Source organism: Mycobacterium marseillense (genome assembly GCF_010731675.1).
GTDB classification, from domain to species: Bacteria; Actinomycetota; Actinomycetes; order Mycobacteriales; family Mycobacteriaceae; genus Mycobacterium; species Mycobacterium marseillense.
On record NZ_AP022584.1, the window covers coordinates 4,090,132 to 4,111,501 of the forward strand.

The following is a 21,370-nucleotide window of genomic DNA, read 5'->3' on the forward strand; positions in this document are numbered from 1 at the left end:
TCGTGCGGGGTGTGCCAGCGCTTCTTCGGGCGTTCTGCTTTGCCGTGCTAGCGGTCGGGCTGGCCTTTGTTGCGCCGGCGGTCGGGGCGGTCGGCAAAGCCAGGGCCGCGGGCTACGAAAGCCTGATGGTGCCGTCGGCGGCCATGGGCCGCGACATCCCGGTGGCCTTCCTCGCCGGCGGTCCGCACGCGGTGTACCTGCTGGACGCCTTCAACGCGGCACCCGACGTGAGCAACTGGGTCACCGCCGGCAACGCGATGAACACGCTGGGCGGCAAGGGCATCTCGGTGGTGGCCCCGGCCGGCGGCGCGTGGAGCATGTACACCAATTGGGAGCAGGACGGCAGCAAGCAGTGGGACACCTTCCTGTCCAGCGAGCTGCCCGATTGGCTGGCGGCGAACAAGGGGCTCGCGCCGGGCGGCCATGGCGCCGTCGGCGCCTCGCAGGGTGGTTACGGCGCGATGGCGCTGGCCGCTTTCCACCCCGACCGCTTCGGCTTCGCCGGCTCGCTGTCGGGCTTCCTGTACCCGTCGAGCACCAACTACAACGGCGCCATCCTGGCCGGCCTGCAGCAGTTCGGCGGCGTGGACGGCAATGGCATGTGGGGAGCGCCGCAGCTGGGCCGGTGGAAGTGGCACGACCCGTACGTGCACGCCTCGCTGCTGGCGCAGAACAACACCCGCGTCTGGGTATACAGCCCGACCAACATGGGCGGCGACGACGCCGCCATGATCGGCCAGGCGGCCGCGGCGATGGGCGGTTCGCGGGAGTTCTATCAGCAGTACCGCAGCAACGGCGGCCACAACGGGCACTTCGACTTCCCGGGCGGCGGCGACAACGGTTGGGGCTCGTGGTCGGGGCAATTGGGGGCCATGTCGGGCGACATCGTCGGCGCCATTCGCTAGCTAGCCGAGCCGGTACCGTGTAGGGGTGCAGCCGGGGTCGGCGGGCCGCTTGCCCGGATCCGAGCTGCGGTCCACCGACTCTGCTGGCAGGAGAACATGGCTAACAGCGCCCGGCGTAAGCGCCGCCGCACCCTCGCCTGGGTTGCCGCCCTTTCGGTCGCCGGTGTCGTCTTGTTGGTCATCGTGGCCGTCGTGACCGTGCTGCGTGGGCGCGAATCGCAGCCGAGCGCGGTGCCGCCCGGGGTCTTGCCCCCGTCGTCGACGACGACGCACCCGCACAAGCCGCGACCCGCTTCCCAGGACGCCTCATGCCCCGACGTGCTGCTGGTCAACGTCCCCGGCACGTGGGAGTCCGCGCCGCAGGACGACCCCGCCAACCCGCTGCAGTTCCCGAACGCTTTGCTGCACAAGGTGACCGCGAGCATCACCCAGGATTTCCCCGCGTCGCGGGTGCAGGCGTACACCACCCCGTACACCGCGCAGTTCCACAACCCGCTGAGCGGTGACACGCAGATGTCCTACAACGCCAGCCGGGCCGAGGGCACCCGCGCCACCGTGGCGGCGATGACCGACATGAACACCAAGTGCCCGCTGACCAGCTACGTGCTGATGGGCTTTTCGCAGGGCGCGGTGATCATGGGCGACATCGCCAGCGACATCGGCAACGGCCGCGGGCCCGTCGACGAGGACCTGGTGTTGGGTGTGACATTGATCGCTGACGGGCGGCGTCAGCTCGGGGTCGGCAACGACATCGGGCCCAACCCGCCGGGCCAGGGCGCCGAGGTCACGTTGCACGAGGTGCCCATCCTGTCCGGGATGGGTCTGACCATGACCGGTGCGCGCCCGGGTGGGTTCGGCGACCTCAACGACAGGACCAACGAGATCTGCGCGCCGGGCGACCTCATCTGCGCCGCACCGGAAGAGGCCTTCAGCATCGCCAACCTGCCGAGCACGCTGAACACGTTGGCCGGCGGTGCCGCCCAACCGGTCCACGCGCTGTACGCGACGACGCAGTGCTGGAGTGTCGACGGGGCCCCGGCGACCGACTGGACGTTGAACTGGGCTCACGGGCTGATTGCGAATGCGCCACAACCGAAACACGGATGACCGGGGCGGTGGGACACAGCCGTTAGGTAGCGGTTGCGGGTGGCTATCAGCGGTACCTTGTGATTTGGTCTGCCGTGGGGCGGGCCCGTAACATTAAGAGGAATTTAAGAGCTACCAGACTTTGTCGCGGGCCCTCGTCGGGGTCGATGCCGGCCTGGGACTGGCACGTCACCGGCGTTCTGGCCCGCGCGTAGACATGTGACGGTCGGCGGTAGCCGGCCAGAGCTAGTGAACGAAATGTCGGCGAAGCCGACCTAGGGAACGATGTCGGCCGAGCCGACTTAGAAACAACGTCGGCGGAGCCGACCTAGATAACAGGTGTGACAGGAGAGCGGCATGGTGTACCACAACCCGTTCATCGTGAATGGAAAGATCAAGTTCCCCGAGAACACGAACTTGGTCAAGCACGTTGAGAAGTGGGCCCGGGTTCGTGGTGACAAGCTCGCCTACCGGTTCCTGGACTTTTCCACCGAGCGCGACGGCGTCGCCTGCGACATCTCCTGGTCGGAGTTCAGCGCCCGCAACCGCGCCGTGGGTGCCCGGCTGCAGCAAGTCACCCAGCCCGGTGACCGCATCGCCGTGCTGTGCCCGCAGAACCTGGACTACCTGATCGCGCTCTTCGGCGCGCTGTACGCCGGGCGGATCGCCGTGCCGCTGTTCGACCCGAGCGAGCCGGGCCACGTAGGCCGCCTGCACGCCGTGCTCGACGACTGCACCCCGTCGACCATCCTGACCACCACCGAGGCCGCCGAGGGCGTCCGCAAGTTCATCCGCGCCCGCGCCGCCAAGGAGCGGCCCCGCGTCATCGCCGTCGACGCGGTGCCCAGCGAGGTCGCGTCCACCTGGGTGCCGCCCGAGGCCGACGAGAACACCATCGCCTACCTGCAGTACACCTCCGGCTCCACCCGCACCCCGACCGGCGTGGAGATCACCCACCTGAACCTGCCCACCAACGTGCTGCAGGTGCTCAACGGCCTGGAAGGCAAGGAGGGCGACCGCGGCCTGTCCTGGCTGCCGTTTTTCCACGACATGGGTCTGATCACGGCGCTGCTGTCGCCGGTGCTCGGCCACAACTTCACCTTCATGACCCCGGCCGCGTTCGTGCGCCGGCCCGGCCGGTGGATCCGGGAGATGGCACGCAAGCCCGAGGACGCCCCGGACTGCGAGGTCTTCACCGTCGCCCCGAACTTCGCGTTCGAGCATGCCGCGGTGCGCGGGGTGCCCAAGGAAGGCGAGTCGCCGCTGGACCTGAGCAACGTCAAGGGGATCCTCAACGGCAGCGAGCCGGTGTCGCCGGCGTCGATGCGCAAGTTCTACGAGGCGTTCTCCCCCTACGGCCTGCGTGAGACCGCGATCAAGCCCTCCTACGGCCTGGCCGAGGCGACGCTGTTCGTCTCCACCACGCCGATGGACGAGCCGCCGACCGTCATCCACGTCGACCGCAACGAGCTGAACAAGCAGCGCTTCGTCGAGGTTGCCGCCGACGCGCCCAACGCCGTGGCGCAGGTTTCCGCCGGCATCATCGGCGTCGACGAGTGGGCCGTCATCGTCGACCCCGAGACCGCCAGCGAACTGCCCGACGGCCAGATCGGCGAGATCTGGTTGCACGGGAACAACCTGGGCATCGGCTACTGGGGCAAGGAACAAGAGACCAACGACGTCTTCCGCAACATCCTCAAGTCGCGGATCAGTCAGTCGCACGCCGAGGGCGCCCCCGACGACGGCATGTGGGTCAAGACCGGCGACTACGGCACCTACCACAAGGGCCACCTCTATATCGCGGGCCGCATCAAGGACCTCGTCATCATCGACGGCCGCAACCACTACCCGCAGGACCTCGAGTACTCGGCGCAGGAGGCTAGCAAGGCGCTGCGCACTGGCTACGTCGCCGCCTTCTCGGTGCCGGCCAATCAGCTGCCGCAGGAAGTGTTCGACAACCCCCACACCGGCCTCAAGTACGACCCGGATGACAGCTCCGAGCAGCTGGTGATCGTCGCCGAGCGCGCCGCGGGCTCCCACAAGCTGGACTACCAGCCCATCGCCGACGACATCCGGGCGGCGATCGCCGTGCGCCACGGCGTCACGGTCCGCGACCTGCTGCTGGTGCAGTCGGGCACGATCCCGCGGACCTCCAGCGGCAAGATCGGGCACCGCGCATGCCGCGCCGCCTACCTCGACGGCAGCCTGCGCAGCGGCGTCGGATCCCCGACGGCCTTCGCCAATTCCACTGACTGAATCTCTTAGGACCATGGCTGACACTGAGCACCCCGAAGACATCACCCCGGGCCCTGACGGGGAGGTGCCCGCCACGAAGGCCGATATGACCGTCCCCGAGATGCGCCAGTGGCTGCGCAACTGGGTGGGCAAGGCGGTCGGCCGGTCACCGGACGACATCGACGAGTCGGTGCCGATGGTCGAGCTGGGCCTGTCGTCGCGCGACGCGGTGGCGATGGCCGCCGACATCGAGGACATGACCGGGGTCACGCTGTCGGTCGCGGTGGCCTTCCAGCATCCGACGATCGAGTCGCTGGCCACTCGCATCATCGAGGGGGAGCCGGAGATCGCCGACGACGGTCTCGACGGCGCGGACTGGACCCGTACCGGCCCGGCCGAGCGCGTCGACATCGCGATCGTGGGGCTGTCCACCCGGCTACCCGGCGACATGAACAGCCCCGACGAAACCTGGCAAGCGCTCATGGAGGGCCGCGACGCCATCACCGACCTACCCGAGGGCCGCTGGTCGGAATTCCTCGAAGAGCCGCGCATCGCCGCGCGCGTCGGCACCGCTCGCACCCGCGGCGGCTACCTCAAGGACATCAAGGGCTTCGACTCGGAGTTCTTCGCGGTCGCCAAGACCGAGGCCGACAATATCGACCCGCAGCAGCGGATGGCGCTCGAGCTCACCTGGGAGGCTCTCGAGCACGCCCGCATTCCGGCGTCGACCCTGCGCGGCGAAGCCGTCGGCGTGTACGTCGGCTTCTCCAACAACGACTACCAATTCCTGGCGGTCTCGGATCCGACCGTCGCTCACCCGTACGCGATCACCGGCACCGCCAGCTCGATCATCGCCAACCGGGTGTCCTACTTTTACGACTTCCGCGGCCCGTCGGTCGCGCTGGACACCGCCTGCTCGAGTTCGCTGGTGGCGACGCACCAGGCGGTGCAGGCGCTGCGCAACGGCGAGTGCGACGTCGCGGTCGCCGGTGGGGTCAACGCGTTGCTGACGCCGTTGGTGACGCTCGGTTTCGACGAGATCGGTCAGGTGCTGTCTCCCGACGGCCGGATCAAGTCGTTCTCGTCGGACGCCGACGGCTACACCCGCTCCGAGGGCGGCGGCATGTTCGTGCTCAAGCGGGTCGACGACGCCCGCCGCGACGGCGACCAGATTCTGGCCGTGATCGCGGGCAGCGCCGTCAATCACGACGGCCGGTCCAACGGCTTGATCGCCCCCAACCAGGACGCCCAGGCCGAGGTGTTGCGCCGGGCCTACAAGGACGCCGGCATCGACCCGCGCACCGTCGACTACATCGAGGCCCACGGCACCGGCACCGTTTTGGGTGACCCGATCGAGGCCGAGGCGCTGGGTCGCATCGTCGGCCGCGGCCGCCCCACCGACCGTCCGGCGCTGCTGGGTGCGGTGAAAACCAATGTGGGACACCTGGAGTCGGCCGCCGGCGCGGCGAGCCTGGCCAAGGTGGTGCTGGCGCTGCAGCACGACAAGCTGCCGCCGTCGATCAACTTCGCCGGCCCCAGCCCCTACATCGACTTCGACGGCATGCGCTTGAAAGTCGTTGACGGCGCCACTGATTGGCCGCGCTACGGCGGTTACGCGCTGGCCGGCGTGTCCAGCTTCGGCTTCGGCGGGGCCAACGCGCACCTGGTGGTGCGCGAGGTCTTGCCGCGCGACGTGGTGGAGCGCGAGGCCGAACCCACCCCGCAAGCCGATGCGCCGGGCGCGCCCGGCGAGGAACCTGCCGAGGCCCCCACGCTCGAGGCCCACTCGCTGCGGTTCGACGACTTCGGCAACATCATCCCCGACGCCGAGGCGCCCGACGAAGAAGAAGACTACGAACTGCCGGGCGTGACCGAAGAGGCCCTGCGCCTCAAGGAGATCGCGCTGGCAGAGCTTGCCGCGCAAGAGGAGTCGGAGCCGACCAAGCCGCTGATCCCGCTCGCGGTGTCGGGCTTTTTGACCTCGCGCAAGAAGACGGCGGCCGCCGACCTCGCGGACTGGATGGAAAGCCCGGAGGGGCAGGCGTCGTCGCTGGAATCGATCGGCCGGGCGCTGTCGCGGCGCAACCACGGGCGCTCGCGCGCGGTGGTGCTGGCCCACGACCATGAAGAGGCCATCAAGGGCCTGCGGGCGGTCGCCGAAGGCAAGCAGCGGCCGAACGTGTTCAGCACCGACGGGCCGGTGACCAGCGGGCCGGTGTGGGCGATGGCCGGTTTCGGTGCGCAGCACCGCAAGATGGGCAAGAACCTGTACCTGCGCAACGAGGTCTTCGCCGAGTGGATCGAGAAGGTCGACGCGCTGATCCAGGACGAGCGCGGCTACTCGGTGCTGGAACTGATCCTCGACGACTCGCATGAGTACGGCATCGAAACTTCCAACGTCGTCATCTTCGCCATCCAGATCGCGCTGGGTGAGCTGCTCAAGCATCACGGCGCGAAACCCGCTGCGGTGGTGGGTCAGTCGCTGGGCGAGCCCGCGTCGGCCTATTTCTCCGGCGGGCTGTCCCTGCGCGATGCCGCCCGCGTGATCGCCTCGCGCTCACACCTGATGGGTGAGGGCGAGGCCATGCTGTTCGGCGAATACATCCGGCTGATGGCGTTGGTGGAGTACTCCGCCGACGAGCTGAAGACGGTGTTCGGTGACTTCCCCGGCCTGGAGGTGTGCGTCTACGCCGCACCCAGTCAGACCGTGATCGGGGGCCCGCCCGAGCAGATCGACGCGATCGTCGCCCGCTGTGAAGCCGAGGGCCGCTTCGCCCGCAAGCTGCAGACCAAGGGCGCCGGCCACACCTCGCAGATGGACCCGCTGCTCGGTGAGTTCTCCGCGGAACTGCAGGGCATCAAGCCGATGAGCCCCACCGTCGGAATCTTCTCCACGGTGCACGAGGGCAGCTACGTCAAGCCCGGCGTCGACCCGATCCACGATGTCGACTACTGGGTCAAGGGAATGCGGCATTCGGTCTACTTCACGCACGGCGTCCGCAACGCCGTCGACAGCGGCCACACCACCTTCCTGGAGCTGGCGCCCAACCCGGTGGCGCTGATGCAGATCGGTTTGACCACCGCGGCCGCGGGTTTGCATGACGCCCAATTGATTCCGACGCTGGCCAAAAAGCAGGACGACGTCGAGTCGATGATCTCGGCGATGGCCCAGCTCTACGTGCACGGCCACGACCTGGACATCCGGACTTTATTTTCTCGGCGTTCCGCCGCGCGCTATGGCCCGGAGGATTACGCGAACATCCCGCCGACCCGGTTCAAGCGCAAAGAGCACTGGCTGGACGTGCATTTCTCCGGCGACGGCTCGGTGATCATGCCGGGCACCCACGTAGCGCTGCCCGATGGCCGGCACGTCTGGGAGTACGCGCCGCGCAACGGTGAGACGGACCTGGCCGCGTTGGTGAGATCGGCCGCGACACAAGTGCTTTCGGATGCCCAGTTGGTGGCTTCCGAGCAACGCGCCGTCCCCGGCGCGGGCGCCCGGCTGGTGACGACGATGACCCGGCACCCGGGCGGCGCCTCGGTCCAGGTGCACGCCCGCATCGACGAGTCCTTCACCCTGGTCTACGACGCGCTCGTGTCGCGGGCCGGCCAGAGCGTGGCCGCGTTGCCGACCGCGGTGGGCGCCGGTGCCGCGATCGCGGCCGCCCCCAGCACGGTCGAGGCACCCGCGGCGCCGGCCGAGGAGGCCGACGCCGAGACGCTGTCGGACAGCCTGACCAACCGCTACCTGCCGTCCAGCGTGGGTAGGTGGTCGCCGGATTCCGGTGAGACCATCGCCGACCGGCTGGGCATGATCGTCTCGGCGGCAATGGGTTACGAGCCCGAGGACCTGCCGTGGGAGGTGCCGCTGGTCGAGCTCGGCCTGGACTCGCTGATGGCGGTACGGATCAAGAACCGCGTTGAATACGACTTCGACATGCCGCCGATCCAGTTGACCGCGGTGCGCGACGCCAACCTCTACGCCGTCGAGAAGCTGATCGAGTACGCGGTCGAGCACCGCGACGAGGTCTACGCGCTGCACGAGCACCAGAAGACGCTGACGCCCGAGGAGATCGCCAAGGAGCAGGCCGAACTGCTCAGCGGGGCAACGCCCGCCTCGGCCGCCGCGCCCGCCCCGGACCCGCAGGCCGAGCCCGAGACGCAGGAGCCGATTCCGCCGCCGCCGACGGATCCGTCCGGACCGGCCGCGGCGACCAACGGTGGCCAGCCGAACCTGGCGGGAGCGCTCAGCCAGGAGGCGGTGTCCAAGGCGCTGCATTCCGATGTCCCCCCGCGTGATGCCGCCGAGCGGGTCACCTTCGCCACCTGGGCGATCGTCACGGGCAAGTCGCCGGGCGGCATCTTCAACCCGCTGCCCAAGCTCGACGAGGACACCGCGGCCAAGATGGCGCAGCGCCTCTCGGAGCGTGCCGACGGCACGATCACCGCCGAGGACGTGCTGGCGTCGGAGACCATCGAGGCGCTGGCCGAAAAGGTCCGCCAGTACCTGGAGGCCGGTCAGATCGACGGCTTCGTGCGCACTATCCGGGCACCGGAGAACGACTCGCAGGTACCGGTGTTCGTGTTCCACCCGGCCGGCGGGTCGACCGTGGTCTACGAGCCGCTGATCAGCCACCTACCGGCGGACATTCCGGTGTACGGGCTTGAGCGTGTGGAGGGCACTATCCAGGAGCGCGCCGCCCAGTACGTGCCCAAGCTGCTGGAGATGAACGGCGGCAAGCCGTTCATCCTGGCCGGGTGGTCGCTCGGTGGTGCCCTGGCGTACGCGTGCGCGATCGGGCTGAAGCGGGCCGGGGCCGACGTGCGATTCGTCGGGATGATCGACACCGTGCGCGCCGGCGAGGAGATCCCGCAGACCAAGGAGGAGACCCGCAAGCGCTGGGACCGCTACGCGAAGTTCGCGGAGCGCACCTTCAACGTCGAGATCCCCGCGATCCCCTACGAGGAGCTCGAAGAGCTCGACGACGAGGGACAGGTCAAGTTCGTGCTGGACATCGTCCAGCAGAGCGGCGTACAGATTCCGGGCGGCATCGTCGAACACCAACGGACGTCGTATCTGGACAACCGGGCGCTCGAGACCGTCGTGATCGAGCCGTACGACGGCCACGTGACCCTCTACATGGCCGATCGCTACCACGATGACGTCATCGAGTTCGAGCCGCGCTATGCGGTCCGCCAGCCCGACGGCGGCTGGGGCCAGTTCGTGGCGGACCTGGAGGTGGTCCCGATCGGCGGCGAGCACATCCAGGCCATCGACGAACCGATCATCGCCAAGGTGGGCGCACACCTGGCCGAGGTGCTGAATAAGGTGGACGCGGAAACCACCCAGACGAGTGAGGTAGGCAAGTAGTGACGGAGATGGCGCCGGCCCCCATCCAGCACACCACCGCCGAGAAGCTGGCCGAGCTCCATCGCCGCCTGGAACTGGCCAAAGAGCCCGGCGGTGAGAAGGCCGTCGCCAAGCGCGACAAGAAGGGCATCCCCAGCGCCCGCGCCCGCGTGCATGCGCTGGTCGACCCGGGCACCTTCCTGGAGACCGGGGCGCTGGCCAAGACGCCGAACGACCCGAACGCGCTCTACGGCGACGGGTGCGTCACCGGGCACGCCATGATCGACGGCCGCCCGGTCGGGGTGTTCTCCCATGACCAGACGGTCTTCCAGGGCACCGTCGGCGAGATGTTCGGCCGCAAGGTCGCCCGCCTGATGGAGTGGTGCGCGATGGTCGGGTGCCCGATCATCGGCATCCAGGATTCCGGTGGGGCCCGGATTCAGGACGCGGTCACGTCGCTGGCGTGGTACGCCGAGCTGGGCCGTCGCCACGAGGCTTTGAGCGGGCTGGTGCCGCAGATTTCCCTGATCTTCGGCAAATGTGCTGGGGGAGCGGTGTATTCGCCGATCCAGGACGACCTGCTGGTCTCGGTGCGCGACCAGGGCTACTTCTTCGTCACCGGACCCGACGTGATCCAGGAGGTCACCGGCGAGGAGGTCAGCCTCGACGAGCTCGGTGGCTCCGACGCGCAGGCCCGCTACGGCAACATCCACCAGGTGGTGAACTCCGAGGCCGAGGCGTTCCAGTACGTGCGCGACTTCCTGTCGTTCCTGCCGTCGAGCGCCGTCGGCCAGCCGCCGATCATCAACCCCGGTCTCGAGCCCGAGACCACCCCGACCGATCTGGAGCTCGACTCGATCGTGCCGGACTCGGACAACATGGCCTACGACATGCACGAGATCCTGCTGCGGATCTTCGACGACGGTGATTTCCTCGACGTTGCCGCGCAGGGTGGCCCGGCCATCATCACCGGTTTCGCCCGGGTCGACGGGCGCCCGGTCGGCGTGATCGCCAACCAGCCCATGTACCTGTCCGGGTCGATCGACAACGAGGCCTCCGACAAGGCGGCGCGGTTCATCCGGTTCTGCGACGCGTTCAACATCCCGCTGGTGTTCGTGGTGGACACCCCGGGCTTCTTGCCGGGCGCCGAGCAGGAGAAGAATGGCATCATCAAGCGCGGCGGCCGGTTCCTGTACTCGGTCGTGGAGGCCGACGTGCCGAAGGTGACGATCACCGTGCGCAAGTCCTACGGCGGCGCCTACGCGGTGATGGGTTCGCGGCAGCTGACCGCCGACTTCAACTTCGCCTGGCCCACCGCGCGCATCGCGGTGATCGGCGCCGAGGGGGCCGCGCAGCTGTTGATGAAGCGGTTCCCGGACCCGACCACCCCCGAGGCGCAGCAGATCAAGAAGGACTTCATCGAGGGCTACAACCTCAACATGGCGATCCCGTGGACCGCCGCCGAGCGCGGCTTCATCGACGCGGTCATCGACCCGCACCAGACCAGGCTGTTGCTGCGCAAGTCGATGAAGCTGTTGCGGGACAAGCAGTTGTGGTTCCGCACGGCCCGCAAGCACGGGCTCATCCCGATCTAGGTCCTAGAGCCGCAGCGCACCGTCGACCAACTCGTCGAAGCGCGCCAGCGCCTCGTCGGAGTCGTCGTCGATACCGCGCAGCGCCCCGCGGTCGGCGAGATACCGCTGCGCATAGAGCCGCGCCACCAGCGCCTTGCGCCCGCCGCCGCGGGTGGCGCGCTCCCAGGCGGCCTGCTCGATGAGCAACGCGCCGCCGTAGACGTCGCCGAGGAATTGGGTCAGCGGGAACAGCCGCGCCTCGGCCACCTGCCTGTCGAGTTTGGACCACGCGGTGATCGCCGCGTCGAGGTCCTCGACCCGGCCGGCGACCAGCCGGGTGGCTTCGTCGTCGTCGGCGACCGAGACGGCATCGCGCAGCCGCGCCAGCAGCGTCTCGTGCGCGCGGGTCTGCTCGATCCCGCGGCGCACGTCCAGGCACAGGATGTTGTCCGGGCCCTCCCAGATGGTGTTGACCTGCGCGTCGCGCAAAAGCCTTGCCACCGGCCAGGTTTCGATATAGCCGTTGCCGCCGTGGATCTCGATCGCGTCCGACGCCGCGGTGATCCCGAGCCGGCACACCTTCAGCTTGGTGACTGGTACCGCGATGCGCTGCCGCAGGCCACGCGGCTGGCGGTGGTTGGTGGCGCCGGTGCCGTCGAACACCAGCGCTTGGGCGGCTTCGACATCGACGATCATCTCGGCGAGCTTGCGCCGCATCAACGGCTTGTCGATCAGCGCCCCGCCGAACGCGCGCCGCTGCCGCGCGTAGCACAGCGACTCGACCAGCGCGCGTCGCGCGTTGCCGAGCCCGAACAACGCGATGCCCAGCCGCGCGGCGTTGGTCAGCTCCATCATGCGGCCCAGCCCCTTGCCGTCGGAGGGGCCGGATTCGGCGGTGGGCTCGCCGGACAGCAGGAACGCTTCGGCGTCGACGAACTCGACCTCGCCCGAGGCCACCGAACGGGTGCCGAGTTTGTCCTTCAGGCGCCGGACCCGCACGCCGTTGCGGGAGCCGTCACGGCGGGTGCGCAGCACCAGGAAATTGGCGACACCCCGCGAAGAGTCCGGTGCGCCTTCGGGTTTGGCCAGGACGACGAACGCCTCCCCGGCGCAGTTGGACGCAAACCACTTGAACCCGTTCAGCAGCCACGAGTCGCCGTGCCGGGTGGCGGTCGTCTCGAGCGCGCCCAGGTCGGAGCCGCCGGTGCGTTCGGTGAGCAGCTGCGCCGTCTCGCCGGCCCACTCGCCGGAGGCGAATTTGGCCAGCACGTGTTCGGCCACGTCGGCCGGCGCGTAGGCCGCCACCAGCGACTGGACCATGCCGCCGCCGGTGCCCAGCGCGCAGCCCATGCCGATATCGGCTTGATTGAGTAGATAATTCGACGCGAACAGCGTCAGCGAGGAGCTCATCTTCGCCTCGCGCGCCTCGGTCCGCAGCGCCCGCTGGGCGTCCAGGACGGCCCGCTTGGATTGCGTGAACGACGGCGGCATCACCACGTCGCTGACGTCGTGGCCCCACCGGTCGTAGCGCTGCAGGCGCGGCGGGTTGCGGTCGGTCTCCTCGGCCCACCGCGCCACCGGGCCACCCATCAGCTCGCCGATGCGCGTCAGGTGGCGCTCGGCCAACGTCAGCTCGTCGGGCTGCAGGTAGTAGGCCATGGTGAACTGCAGCGTGGGATCGGTGCTGTACCAATTGAGACCGACGGCGCCACCGTAGTTTTCCGTCGCGTAGCGCTGTGCTTTTTCCTCGGTGGAGAACGGCAGCTTGTCCACCGCTTCTACGGCGTAGTCGCTCATGGGACAGACGCTACGCGCCGAGCCGATCGTCGTGCGGGAGGGCGTGGCGGGTGCGGTCGACGTCCCCCGCGCGGCGGGCCAGCGCGGTGGGGTTGATGATCAGAACCGTCTTGCCCTGCAACGAGATCCAGCCTCGGGTGGTGAAGCTGCCCAACGCCTTGTTCACCGATACCCGATCGGCGCCGACAAGCTGGGCCAGCTCGTCCTGGCTGAGTTCGTGCGCGAGCCACAGCGCGCCGCCCTCGCGGGTGCCGAACCGCCTGCCCAGCTCCAGCAGCTGGCGGGCGACGCGGGCGTTGACATCGCTGGAAACCAGCTCGACGAGTTGTCCTTCGGCGGCCCGCAGCCGCCGCGTCAGCGCCCGCAGCAGCTGTTCGCCCAGGGCCGGCTCCTGCGCCATCGACGCTCGCAGGGTGGCGCGGTCCGCCCACAGCGCTCGCACGTCGGTGAGCGCCGTGGCGGTGCATGCGCGCGGCGCGGGGTCGAACACCCCCAGCTCGCCGAAGATGTCGGTTTGCCCGATGATCGCCCGCACACTGGTGCGGCCCGCGGGGTCACGCAGGCTGATCTTCACCGCGCCTTCGACGACCACGTAGAGCCGGTCGCCCGGATCGCCCTGGGCGAAAATGGTTTCACCGGACGGGAATTCGCACGTATGCATGGTCGGGTCACGGCGTCTGGGCGGTGCGGAACACCAGCCGGAAATTGCCGACCTGGAGCACGTCGCCGTCGGCCAGCATCGCGGAGTCGACGGGTTCACGGTTGCGATAGGTGCCGTTGAGGCTGCCGAGGTCGACGACGCGGAATTCGCCGTTCTCGGTGCGGAATTCGGCATGCCGGCGGCTGACCGTGATGTCGTCGAGATAGATGTCGCTTTCGGGGTGGCGTCCGGCGGTCATGACGGGCTGGTTCAGGACGAAGTGCGCTCCGACGTTGGGACCGCGTTTCACCACGAGCATGGCCGCGCCGCGCTCCAGCGCCGCCTCGGCCACTTCCGACGAGGTGTCGATGTCCTCGGGCACGTCCTCCGCGGGCAGCGCGGAGCCGCGGATCGCGGACAGGTCGCCGGTGGCGTCATCCGCCGCGATTCGCTGCTGTCGCGTGTCCCGTTGTGATGCGGACACCGTCGCCTCGCATCTGCCCTATGCCCGCACCGGCACGACGAACTCGGACGTGTAGAACTCCGCCGGGCTCTGCGAGTGAGGGTTGGGTTGTTCGACGATCACCCAGACCCCGGTCGTGCCGGGCCGGATGCTGTCTTGGACGGTCGCATTTCCGCTGCCCGCCCCGTCGGTGTCCAGGCCGGTGAACGCGGTCCCGGGGTCGCCGGGTCCGCACGTGGCGGAGGCGGGGCGGGGCACCTGGATCAGCCCCACGTCGAAATGGGTGCCGGGCTCCGGCGCGTCCACCAGATGGACATCCGCGACCGCCTTCGACCCGGTCGTGTGGACGACGGCGTAACCCGTCCCCAGGGACGGATGCGGCACCTGGACCGCGAAAGTCACCAAACTGAAATCGCAACGCCGGAGTTTGGCGTCGAATACGACGGTGGTGCCGGCGCCCTCCGCGCCGGCCGTGCCGACGGCGTATGTCGTGGCGGGCGACACCAGCACCGTGACCGCGGCGGCGCAGGTATTCAGGCGTGTCAGCGTGCGCATGGGGGCCACCTTTTCGTCGTGTGAACTGGATCACAACGAAATGAGTATTGTCCCGCAATTGGCCGATTCAAACCGTCGGCGAAACTATTACTCAGGCGTTAATTCGGCGCCGCCGGGCGCCATTTAAACGCGCCGACAAATAACGCTTTGCGCCGCGTTTACGGCTTGATGCGGATCTGACCCGGCGTCCACCATCCGGTGCGGGTCGCGCTGCCCAGCTCGAGTTGCGCGGGCTGAGCGTCGGCGATGGTGTCGAATTTGCGCAGCGACCCCCAGTCGCGGCCCCAATCGTGGGACAGGTACGTCGACATCACGTGGGCCCGCAACAACAGATCGGTGATGCCGAGCAAGCCACCATTGACCCCGTCCTGCCAGGTATCCGTGTCCTGCTTCTTGGCGTTGTAGTCCGGGGTGATGCGGAACTTCGGGATTTCGGTGACGCCGTTGGTGTGCAGCATCGGCTGCTGGCACGGGAAGGCCAACCCGACCGCCCAGTCCATCAGCACCGGCTGGGTCGAGCCGATGTACTCCTGCAAGGAGCGCAGCTCCGGAACCCGCGGCGGGGTCACCGCGATCCAGTCCTCCGGTGTCAGGGACAGGTCCTCGGCCACCACGCGCACGGCGACCGCGTCGGCGGGCAGCTGCGAACGTGCGAACCGCAGGTTTCGCCACACCTTGGGTTGTTCGCCGTAGAGGTCGTAGGGCACCAGGCGGCCCGCCGGCAGTACGGAGCCGTCCGGGCCGGGCCTGCCGAATTCCAATTCCACCGTCTGCCCGGTGGTGTGGTGGTGCAGGATGCTGTTGCCGGTGATGGTGCCCGCGGCTGTGATGACGACCAGCGGGTGTCCGGCGTCGGGCTTCGGCAGCTGGTACCACGCCGAGTTCAGCCTGCTCTGCTGTTGTGCGCCGGTGGCGAAGCTGCCCGCCACCGGAACTTGCTGAGGGTTCAGGCCGTACGGCAGCGGTACCGTCGATCCGTTGATGCCCGGCGTCGTCAGCTTGAGTGGTGCATCCCAGTCGTAGTCGGTTCCGGGCTGCGGCACCGACGTTTCCTTGACCGACTCGGCCAGGGTGCGGTCCGGAACGCCGTTGGGGCTGAATCCTGTTGGGCGCTCACCACCCAGCGGCCCCAACGGTCCGTAACTGCCGGGCTCCCCTGTTTTGAAAGGCGCCATGAAACCGTCGTTGCTGTCCGGCTCGACGAGCACGTCGTCGGCCAGGCCGCAGCCGCCGCTGAACTCGCGCAGGTTGTCCCAGGCATTGGAGTAGGTGGGGTACTGCCGAACGATGCCGGCCGTCATCGATGCGATGAACACCAGTGCCATGAAGCCGGCCGCGAGGGGGATAGGTGCCGCCGTCAGCGCCCGGGCTACGCGGCCCTCGCCGTGGTCGCGGGACGCGAAGTGCAACCGGATCGCGTACAACACGGCCAGCACGAACAGCGCGAAAAAGATTGTGCTGACCGAGATCCCACCGATCTTCGGCATGCTGCTGTTGAACGGTACGCCGTAACTCGAGACGTACCACCAGCCGTTGGTGGTGGCGAAACACAAGGCCAGCACGAAGAACACCGCCGCGAGGAACGCCATCCGGTTGCGCGACCAGCGCAACACCGCCGGTGAGACCAGCACGGTGGCCAGGGCGGCCATCGCCGCCCCCACCGCGGCGAAGAGCCCGAAGTGGTGCACCCACTTGGTAGGCGTGAACATCAGGAAGAACATGGTGCCGAAGATGACACCCATCAGCCGCCACGCCGGACCGCGGGCCACTCCCGGAACTCGCTTGCGCCGCAACATGATGAACACGGCCGTGAACAGACACAGCGCGGTGATCAGGAAGCCGAAGCGCCGCGACAGCGAGCCATCGACGGTAGGCAGAATCAGGTAGTAATAGCGCAGGTTCTCGGTGTACCAGGCCTGGCTGGGGCCGATCGACGTGCGAATCCTGGTGGCTTCCAGCACGGTTGACAGCGTCTGGTCGGCGAAAACGACGGTCAGGATGACCGTGGCGGCGGCCAGCATGGGCGCCACCAGCGGCCACGTGCCGACCAGGCGGTGGCGGCGGACCAAAATTCGCAGGATCGGTCGGCCGCCGGCGATCAGCGCGGCGACCGCGATCAACCCGGTGGGCTGGACGCCGAGCGTGAACGCCGCGGTGATGACCGCCAATGCCGCGGGTGTGAGCCGGCTGTACCGCATGGAGCGCTCGATCAGGACGTAGGTGATCAGCGAACCGACCGCGATGATCGGCTCAGGGCGCAGGCCATTGTCGAACGGCATCCAGGCCGTCAGCAGCACCATTCCTGCCGCCCAGTTGGCGGCCTTGCTGGAGGCGACCGCGGGCCCCAACCGGGGCAGCACCTCGCGCGAGAGCAGCAGCCAGCACACGATTCCGGCGATCAAATCCGGCAACCGCATCCACAGGCTGGCGTCGGTGACATGGGTCATCAGCGCCAGCAAGTTGTAGTACCAGCCGAAGGGATCCTCCGGGCTGCCGAACCACCGGAAGTAGTTGGACATGTAGCCGGCGCGGTCGGCGACCCGCGCCATGCCCAGGATGTAGCCGTCGTCGGAGGAGTTCGCCCCGATCACGTGCCAGAGCAAGAACCCGCCGATCACCGCGACATCGGCGAGGGTGAATGTGCGCCAGTTCGCCGGAATGAGCCGGCGCATCCGGTGCCCGTCCAGCTGGTCGAGCCGCCACAACGCGATCAACGCGACGATGGTGGCCACGATCGCCGCCACCATCGCGGCCAGCTTCAACGTGGTTGGGGTGGTGGAGAACCGGGTGTCGATGGTCGCAGACAGCCTCAATCCGGCCGGCGCCGGACCGGTCAGGTCGGTGAACACCCCCACGATCTGCGGCCGCAGGTTCGGGTCGGAGAAACCGCCCGTAATCGGTTTGCCCGCTGCATCATTCAGTCCGACAAAGGTGGCGAAGGCGCCGGCTTTGGTCGAGGTGATCTCGATGCTGGAACATCCGGGGACGCCTGCGGCTCCTGCCACCTGATCCCGAGGCGCGCTGGCGATCACCACGTTGCGGTCGGTGACGTCGACGCGCTTGCCGTTGACGACCACGAACAACGCGTTGAGCGCGGCGTCCTTGCCCTTCTTGGGCGCCGTACTCAGCACGACCCCACCCTCCGGCGGCAGGGCGCGCACCGTAGAGCACGGTACGGTTGCCGTCACGTCGACCGGGGTCAGCGAAATCAGCGGCGCGGTAACGCTGTTCAGCTGACCGTTTTGCGGCCAATTCAGTGTCGCGGTGGTCTGCACGACGGGCAGCAGCGGCGTCGCGACCGACAGCACGAACCCGATCAGGCCGGCGATGGTCGCCACCCAACGTGTCCCCCGCACGTCCTTGCTGGCGGTCGGCGTGCTCATGGGAGCGCCCGAATCGGTCCCTGCCGGCTCCAGCCGTGCACTGGCATCACACCCTGTTCGATTACGGCGTCCGGCGCCTGATCAGCCGCGATCAAACGGAAGTACTGCTCGACGGATCCCCAGTCGCGATACCAGTCGCCGCGCAGATACGTCGAGATCGTCGAGGTACGAAGCATCGTCTGAGCGAACAGGAACGGGCCACCCGCCTCGCCGGCCTGCCAGCCGTTCGACGACGATGCCGTCTGTTTGTGGTCGGGCAGGATCCGGTATTGCGGAAGTTCGGCGACGCCAAGGTGTTCGGAGAACGGCCGCTGGCACGGGAAGTTCGCGGCGGTCGCGATGTCCATCAGCACGGGTGTGCGCGACCCGATCAGCTGCTGCAAGGTTTCGGTCACCGGGACCCGGGGTGGCGTGAACGCGAACCACTGATCCGAACTCAGGTTCGGGTCGTAGGCGACTATCCGCGCCACGTTGGCCTCCGGCGGCGCCCACGCCAGCGGGAACCGCAGGTTGCGCCACGCCGGCTCCGGGCCGATATCGATCGGCTGCACCTCGGTGAGCGGCTGGGTCGTCCCGTCCGGGCGGGCAACTCCCCATTGCAGTTTGAGCGACTGTCCGTAGGTGAAGGTGCCGTCTTCTTTGTAGGACCAGATGGAACCGGCTGCCGACACCACGACGATCGGCCGGTCCGGGGTGCGGGGCGGCAGCTGGTACCAGGCCGAGGTGGCGGTGGCGGCCAAAGAGTTTTCGCCATAGCTACCCATCACCGGAGTGCGGGCCGGGTCCAGCCCGAACGGCAGCGCCGCATCCGAGCCGTTGACGCCCACTGGGCCTTTCCCGCCGGCCGTGCCCGCGGAGTCACTCATGGCCGCGTTGGGCTTGTTGGGTGACGCGTCGGAATTGACCACCCCGGGCTTGGTGACCACCGGGTACGACCTCAGATCCAGGCCCACGCCTTCGGGTTTGAAGCCCACCGGATTGGCGCCACCGAGCGGACCATCGGCGCCGAAGGTCTGGCCCGGCGCCGGTGCCAGCATGCCGGCATTGGGGTCGGGCTCGGCCAGCACGTCGTCTGCCATGGCGCAGCTGCTGGGCGACAGCCCGGAACTGAGGGCGGCGAGGTTGGCCTTGCCGGTGGTGTACAGGGGGTAGCGGAACACCGCGCCCTTAGTCAGCGACGCGACCTCGCCGACGACCATGATGGTCGCGACCACCAGCAGCGGGGTCGACGCCAGGACGCGGTTGCGCCGCTTGTCCTTGACCTCGGTGTGGCCGGCGTAGTCCATCCGGAAGTGCTGCCAGGCGGCCAGCAGGCCGGTGATGATCGACAAGGTCAAGAACATCGACGTCACCGGGTGGCTGGCGACGACGGGCTGGATGTCGTACCACGGCACCCCGTAGTTGCCCACGTAGAACCATCCGTTGATGCCGGAGGTGGCAACCGCCAGCACGAACAGCAGCGCCGTGACGTACAGCGTCAGGTTGCGGCGGTTGTGCAGGCCGATCCGCGAGCACGCGAATGCGGTGACCGCGCCCAGCGCGCCGGCCAGTCCGGCGAAGGCGCCGAACTGGATCGCCCACTTCGTCGGGGTGAACGTCAATAGCAACAGGCCGATCGCGGTGGTGCCGATCAGCCGCCAGGCCGGACCGCGGGCCACGCCGGGAACGCGGCCGCGGCGCAGCAGGATGACGAGCATCCCGAACAGGCACAGCAACAGGATCAGCACCGCGAACCGCCGCGCCATCGACCCGTCGGGGTTGGATTCGACGGTGAGGAAGTAGTAGCGCAGCCAGTCCTGATACCAGGCGATCGTCGGCCCGACCTTGTATTTGATGCGAGCGGACTCCAGCACCGTGGCCAGTGTCTGGCTGCGGAACACCACCACGAGGATCACCGCGAGCGACGCCGCCAGCACCGCCAGGGGTGCCAGCAGGCCGTCGGTGGCCCGGCGGCGGCGGATGGTCTGGGCGACGGCGCGCGCCCCGGTCAGCAGGGCGGCGACGGCGATCAACCCCTGCGGCGCCAGCGTCGCGCTCAGGAGCGCCACGATGATGGAGACCGCCGCCGGGGCGAGTCGTCGCAGCGCGATCGCGCGTTCCACCAGCATCCAGGTGACCAGCACCCCGAGGGCGATCAGCGGTTCGGGCCGCAGCCCGTTGTTGAACGGCAGCCAGGCCGCCACGAACACCGCGCCCGCCGTGAAGACGGCGACGCGGTTGGCCGCCAGGCCGCCCCTGCCGGGGCCCAGGCGGCGCAGCATCCAATGGCTGATGATCAGCCAGCAGGCGATGGCGGCCAGCGTGGCGGGCAGCCGCATCCAGACGCCGGCCGTGCTCACCGAGGCGAGCTTGGACAGCACCCCGAGATACCAGTCGAAGGGGGCATCGGTGGTGCCGAAGTAGCGGTAGTAGTTGGTGACGTAGCCGGCGCCGGGGGCGACGCGGGCAATGGTCAGGTTGTAGCCGTCGTCCGACGTGGTGGCGCCAATGATGTGCCACAGCAACAGGGTTGCGATCACCGCGGCGTCGGCGATCCACGTCGCCGGCCCGACGCGCCGCCAGTTGGCCAGGTGCGTGCCCGGTCGGTACCTGGACAACCAGGCGATGGGGGAGCGCCAGTTGAGCAGCGCGCTGCCGCCTCGGCTGCGGCGGTCCAGCACCGCGAGCGCGATGATGGCCGTCAGCACGGCCAGGACGCCGAGCACCATCACGATCTTCTTGGCGACGGTGGGCGCCGTGATGAATCGGGTGTCGATGTCGACGCGGGCCGATAGCCCCGGGCCCGCGGGCACCTTCAGATCGGTGAAGATCCCGCCGACCTGCGGCTTCTTCTCGGCCGGCAGGACCCCGGACGCGCCGGGAAGGCCGACGAACTCGGCGCCGGCCGCCCCGATGCCGGCCCAGGCGTGCAGCACGGTGCAGGCCCCGGCGGCGATGGCCGAACGCTGCGCCACCGCCGCGACGGTGTCGCGGAACGCCACGACGACGACGTCCTTGTTGGCCCGCACGAACAGCCCGTTCTTGCCGGCGTCCATCCCGCCGGGGGGCAGCGTCGAGACCACCAGGCCGCCGTCGGCGGGCAGGGTGGCGATGTCCGAGCAGGGAATGGAGATGTCCAGCGCGCGGGGCGCCCCCGACACCAGGGGCGCGGTGATCTGGCTGACGTGCCCGTCCACGGTGCCCTGCGGCCACAGCACCGTCGCCGTGGTCTGCCGTGCCGGAAGCACCGGCACGAGGAGGCACAACAACAGCCCCGCGATTCCCGCGACCGCGGCCACCGATCGTGGGATCCGCTGCGATCGCTCATTACGGTCGTGGGGCACGAGGCTCGATCGTAAGCGACGCGGCTATGTCCGATGAGGACGCGGGGCCGCGCAGCGGT

Annotated in this window: 11 protein-coding genes; 5 read left to right on the forward strand and 6 right to left on the reverse strand. The window is 68.6% G+C overall.

Annotated features, from left to right (window positions below; genetic code table 11):
- The first annotated feature begins 2 nt into the window (after window positions 1–2).
- The 5 genes from G6N26_RS18875 (at window position 3) to G6N26_RS18895 (ending at window position 11,171) form a co-directional block, all read left to right on the forward strand.
- Window positions 3–905, forward strand: coding sequence for an esterase family protein (locus G6N26_RS18875; protein ID WP_083016818.1), 903 nt, complete (start codon window positions 3–5; stop codon window positions 903–905).
- 96 nt (window positions 906–1,001) lie between these two features.
- A complete protein-coding gene (culp6, locus tag G6N26_RS18880) occupies window positions 1,002–2,012 on the forward strand; it encodes a carboxylesterase Culp6 (protein ID WP_067173447.1) in 1,011 nt (336 codons plus the stop codon).
- Between the two features lie 336 nt (window positions 2,013–2,348).
- Window positions 2,349–4,247 carry a long-chain-fatty-acid--AMP ligase FadD32 gene (gene fadD32 / locus G6N26_RS18885; RefSeq protein WP_083016763.1) on the forward strand — a complete coding sequence of 633 codons (1,899 nt, stop codon included), beginning with the start codon at window positions 2,349–2,351 and terminating at the stop codon, window positions 4,245–4,247.
- 13 nt (window positions 4,248–4,260) lie between these two features.
- Entirely contained in the window at window positions 4,261–9,597 is a 5,337-nt protein-coding gene (gene pks13 / locus G6N26_RS18890; protein ID WP_083016761.1) for a polyketide synthase Pks13, read from the forward strand.
- A gap of 8 nt (window positions 9,598–9,605) precedes the next feature.
- Entirely contained in the window at window positions 9,606–11,171 is a 1,566-nt protein-coding gene (locus G6N26_RS18895) for an acyl-CoA carboxylase subunit beta (RefSeq protein WP_095576343.1), read from the forward strand.
- A gap of 3 nt (window positions 11,172–11,174) precedes the next feature.
- Here the strand turns inward: G6N26_RS18895 and G6N26_RS18900 are convergent, their stop codons facing one another.
- The 6 genes from G6N26_RS18900 to G6N26_RS18925 all read right to left on the reverse strand — a co-directional run bounded on the left by G6N26_RS18900 (window position 11,175) and on the right by G6N26_RS18925 (window position 21,311).
- Complete coding sequence (locus tag G6N26_RS18900; RefSeq protein ID WP_083016760.1) at window positions 11,175–12,947, reverse strand: acyl-CoA dehydrogenase family protein; 1,773 nt, start codon at window positions 12,945–12,947, stop codon at window positions 11,175–11,177.
- Window positions 12,948–12,957: 10 nt separating this feature from the next.
- Window positions 12,958–13,608, reverse strand: coding sequence for a Crp/Fnr family transcriptional regulator (locus G6N26_RS18905; protein WP_083016759.1), 651 nt, complete (start codon window positions 13,606–13,608; stop codon window positions 12,958–12,960).
- Window positions 13,609–13,615: 7 nt separating this feature from the next.
- Window positions 13,616–14,071, reverse strand: a complete 456-nt coding sequence (locus G6N26_RS18910) for an FHA domain-containing protein (RefSeq protein WP_067173429.1) — start codon at window positions 14,069–14,071, stop codon at window positions 13,616–13,618.
- An 18-nt stretch (window positions 14,072–14,089) separates the two neighbouring features.
- The gene (locus tag G6N26_RS18915) at window positions 14,090–14,605 is read right to left on the reverse strand and encodes a hypothetical protein (protein WP_067173426.1); all 516 of its coding nucleotides are present in this window, start codon (window positions 14,603–14,605) and stop codon (window positions 14,090–14,092) included.
- A 158-nt stretch (window positions 14,606–14,763) separates the two neighbouring features.
- Window positions 14,764–17,988, reverse strand: a complete 3,225-nt coding sequence (locus tag G6N26_RS18920) for an arabinosyltransferase domain-containing protein (protein WP_083016758.1) — start codon at window positions 17,986–17,988, stop codon at window positions 14,764–14,766.
- Entirely contained in the window at window positions 17,985–21,311 is a 3,327-nt protein-coding gene (locus G6N26_RS18925; RefSeq protein ID WP_083016757.1) for an arabinosyltransferase domain-containing protein, read from the reverse strand. The genes G6N26_RS18920 and G6N26_RS18925 overlap by 4 nt, the downstream gene beginning before the upstream one ends.
- Window positions 21,312–21,370 lie beyond the last annotated feature (59 nt).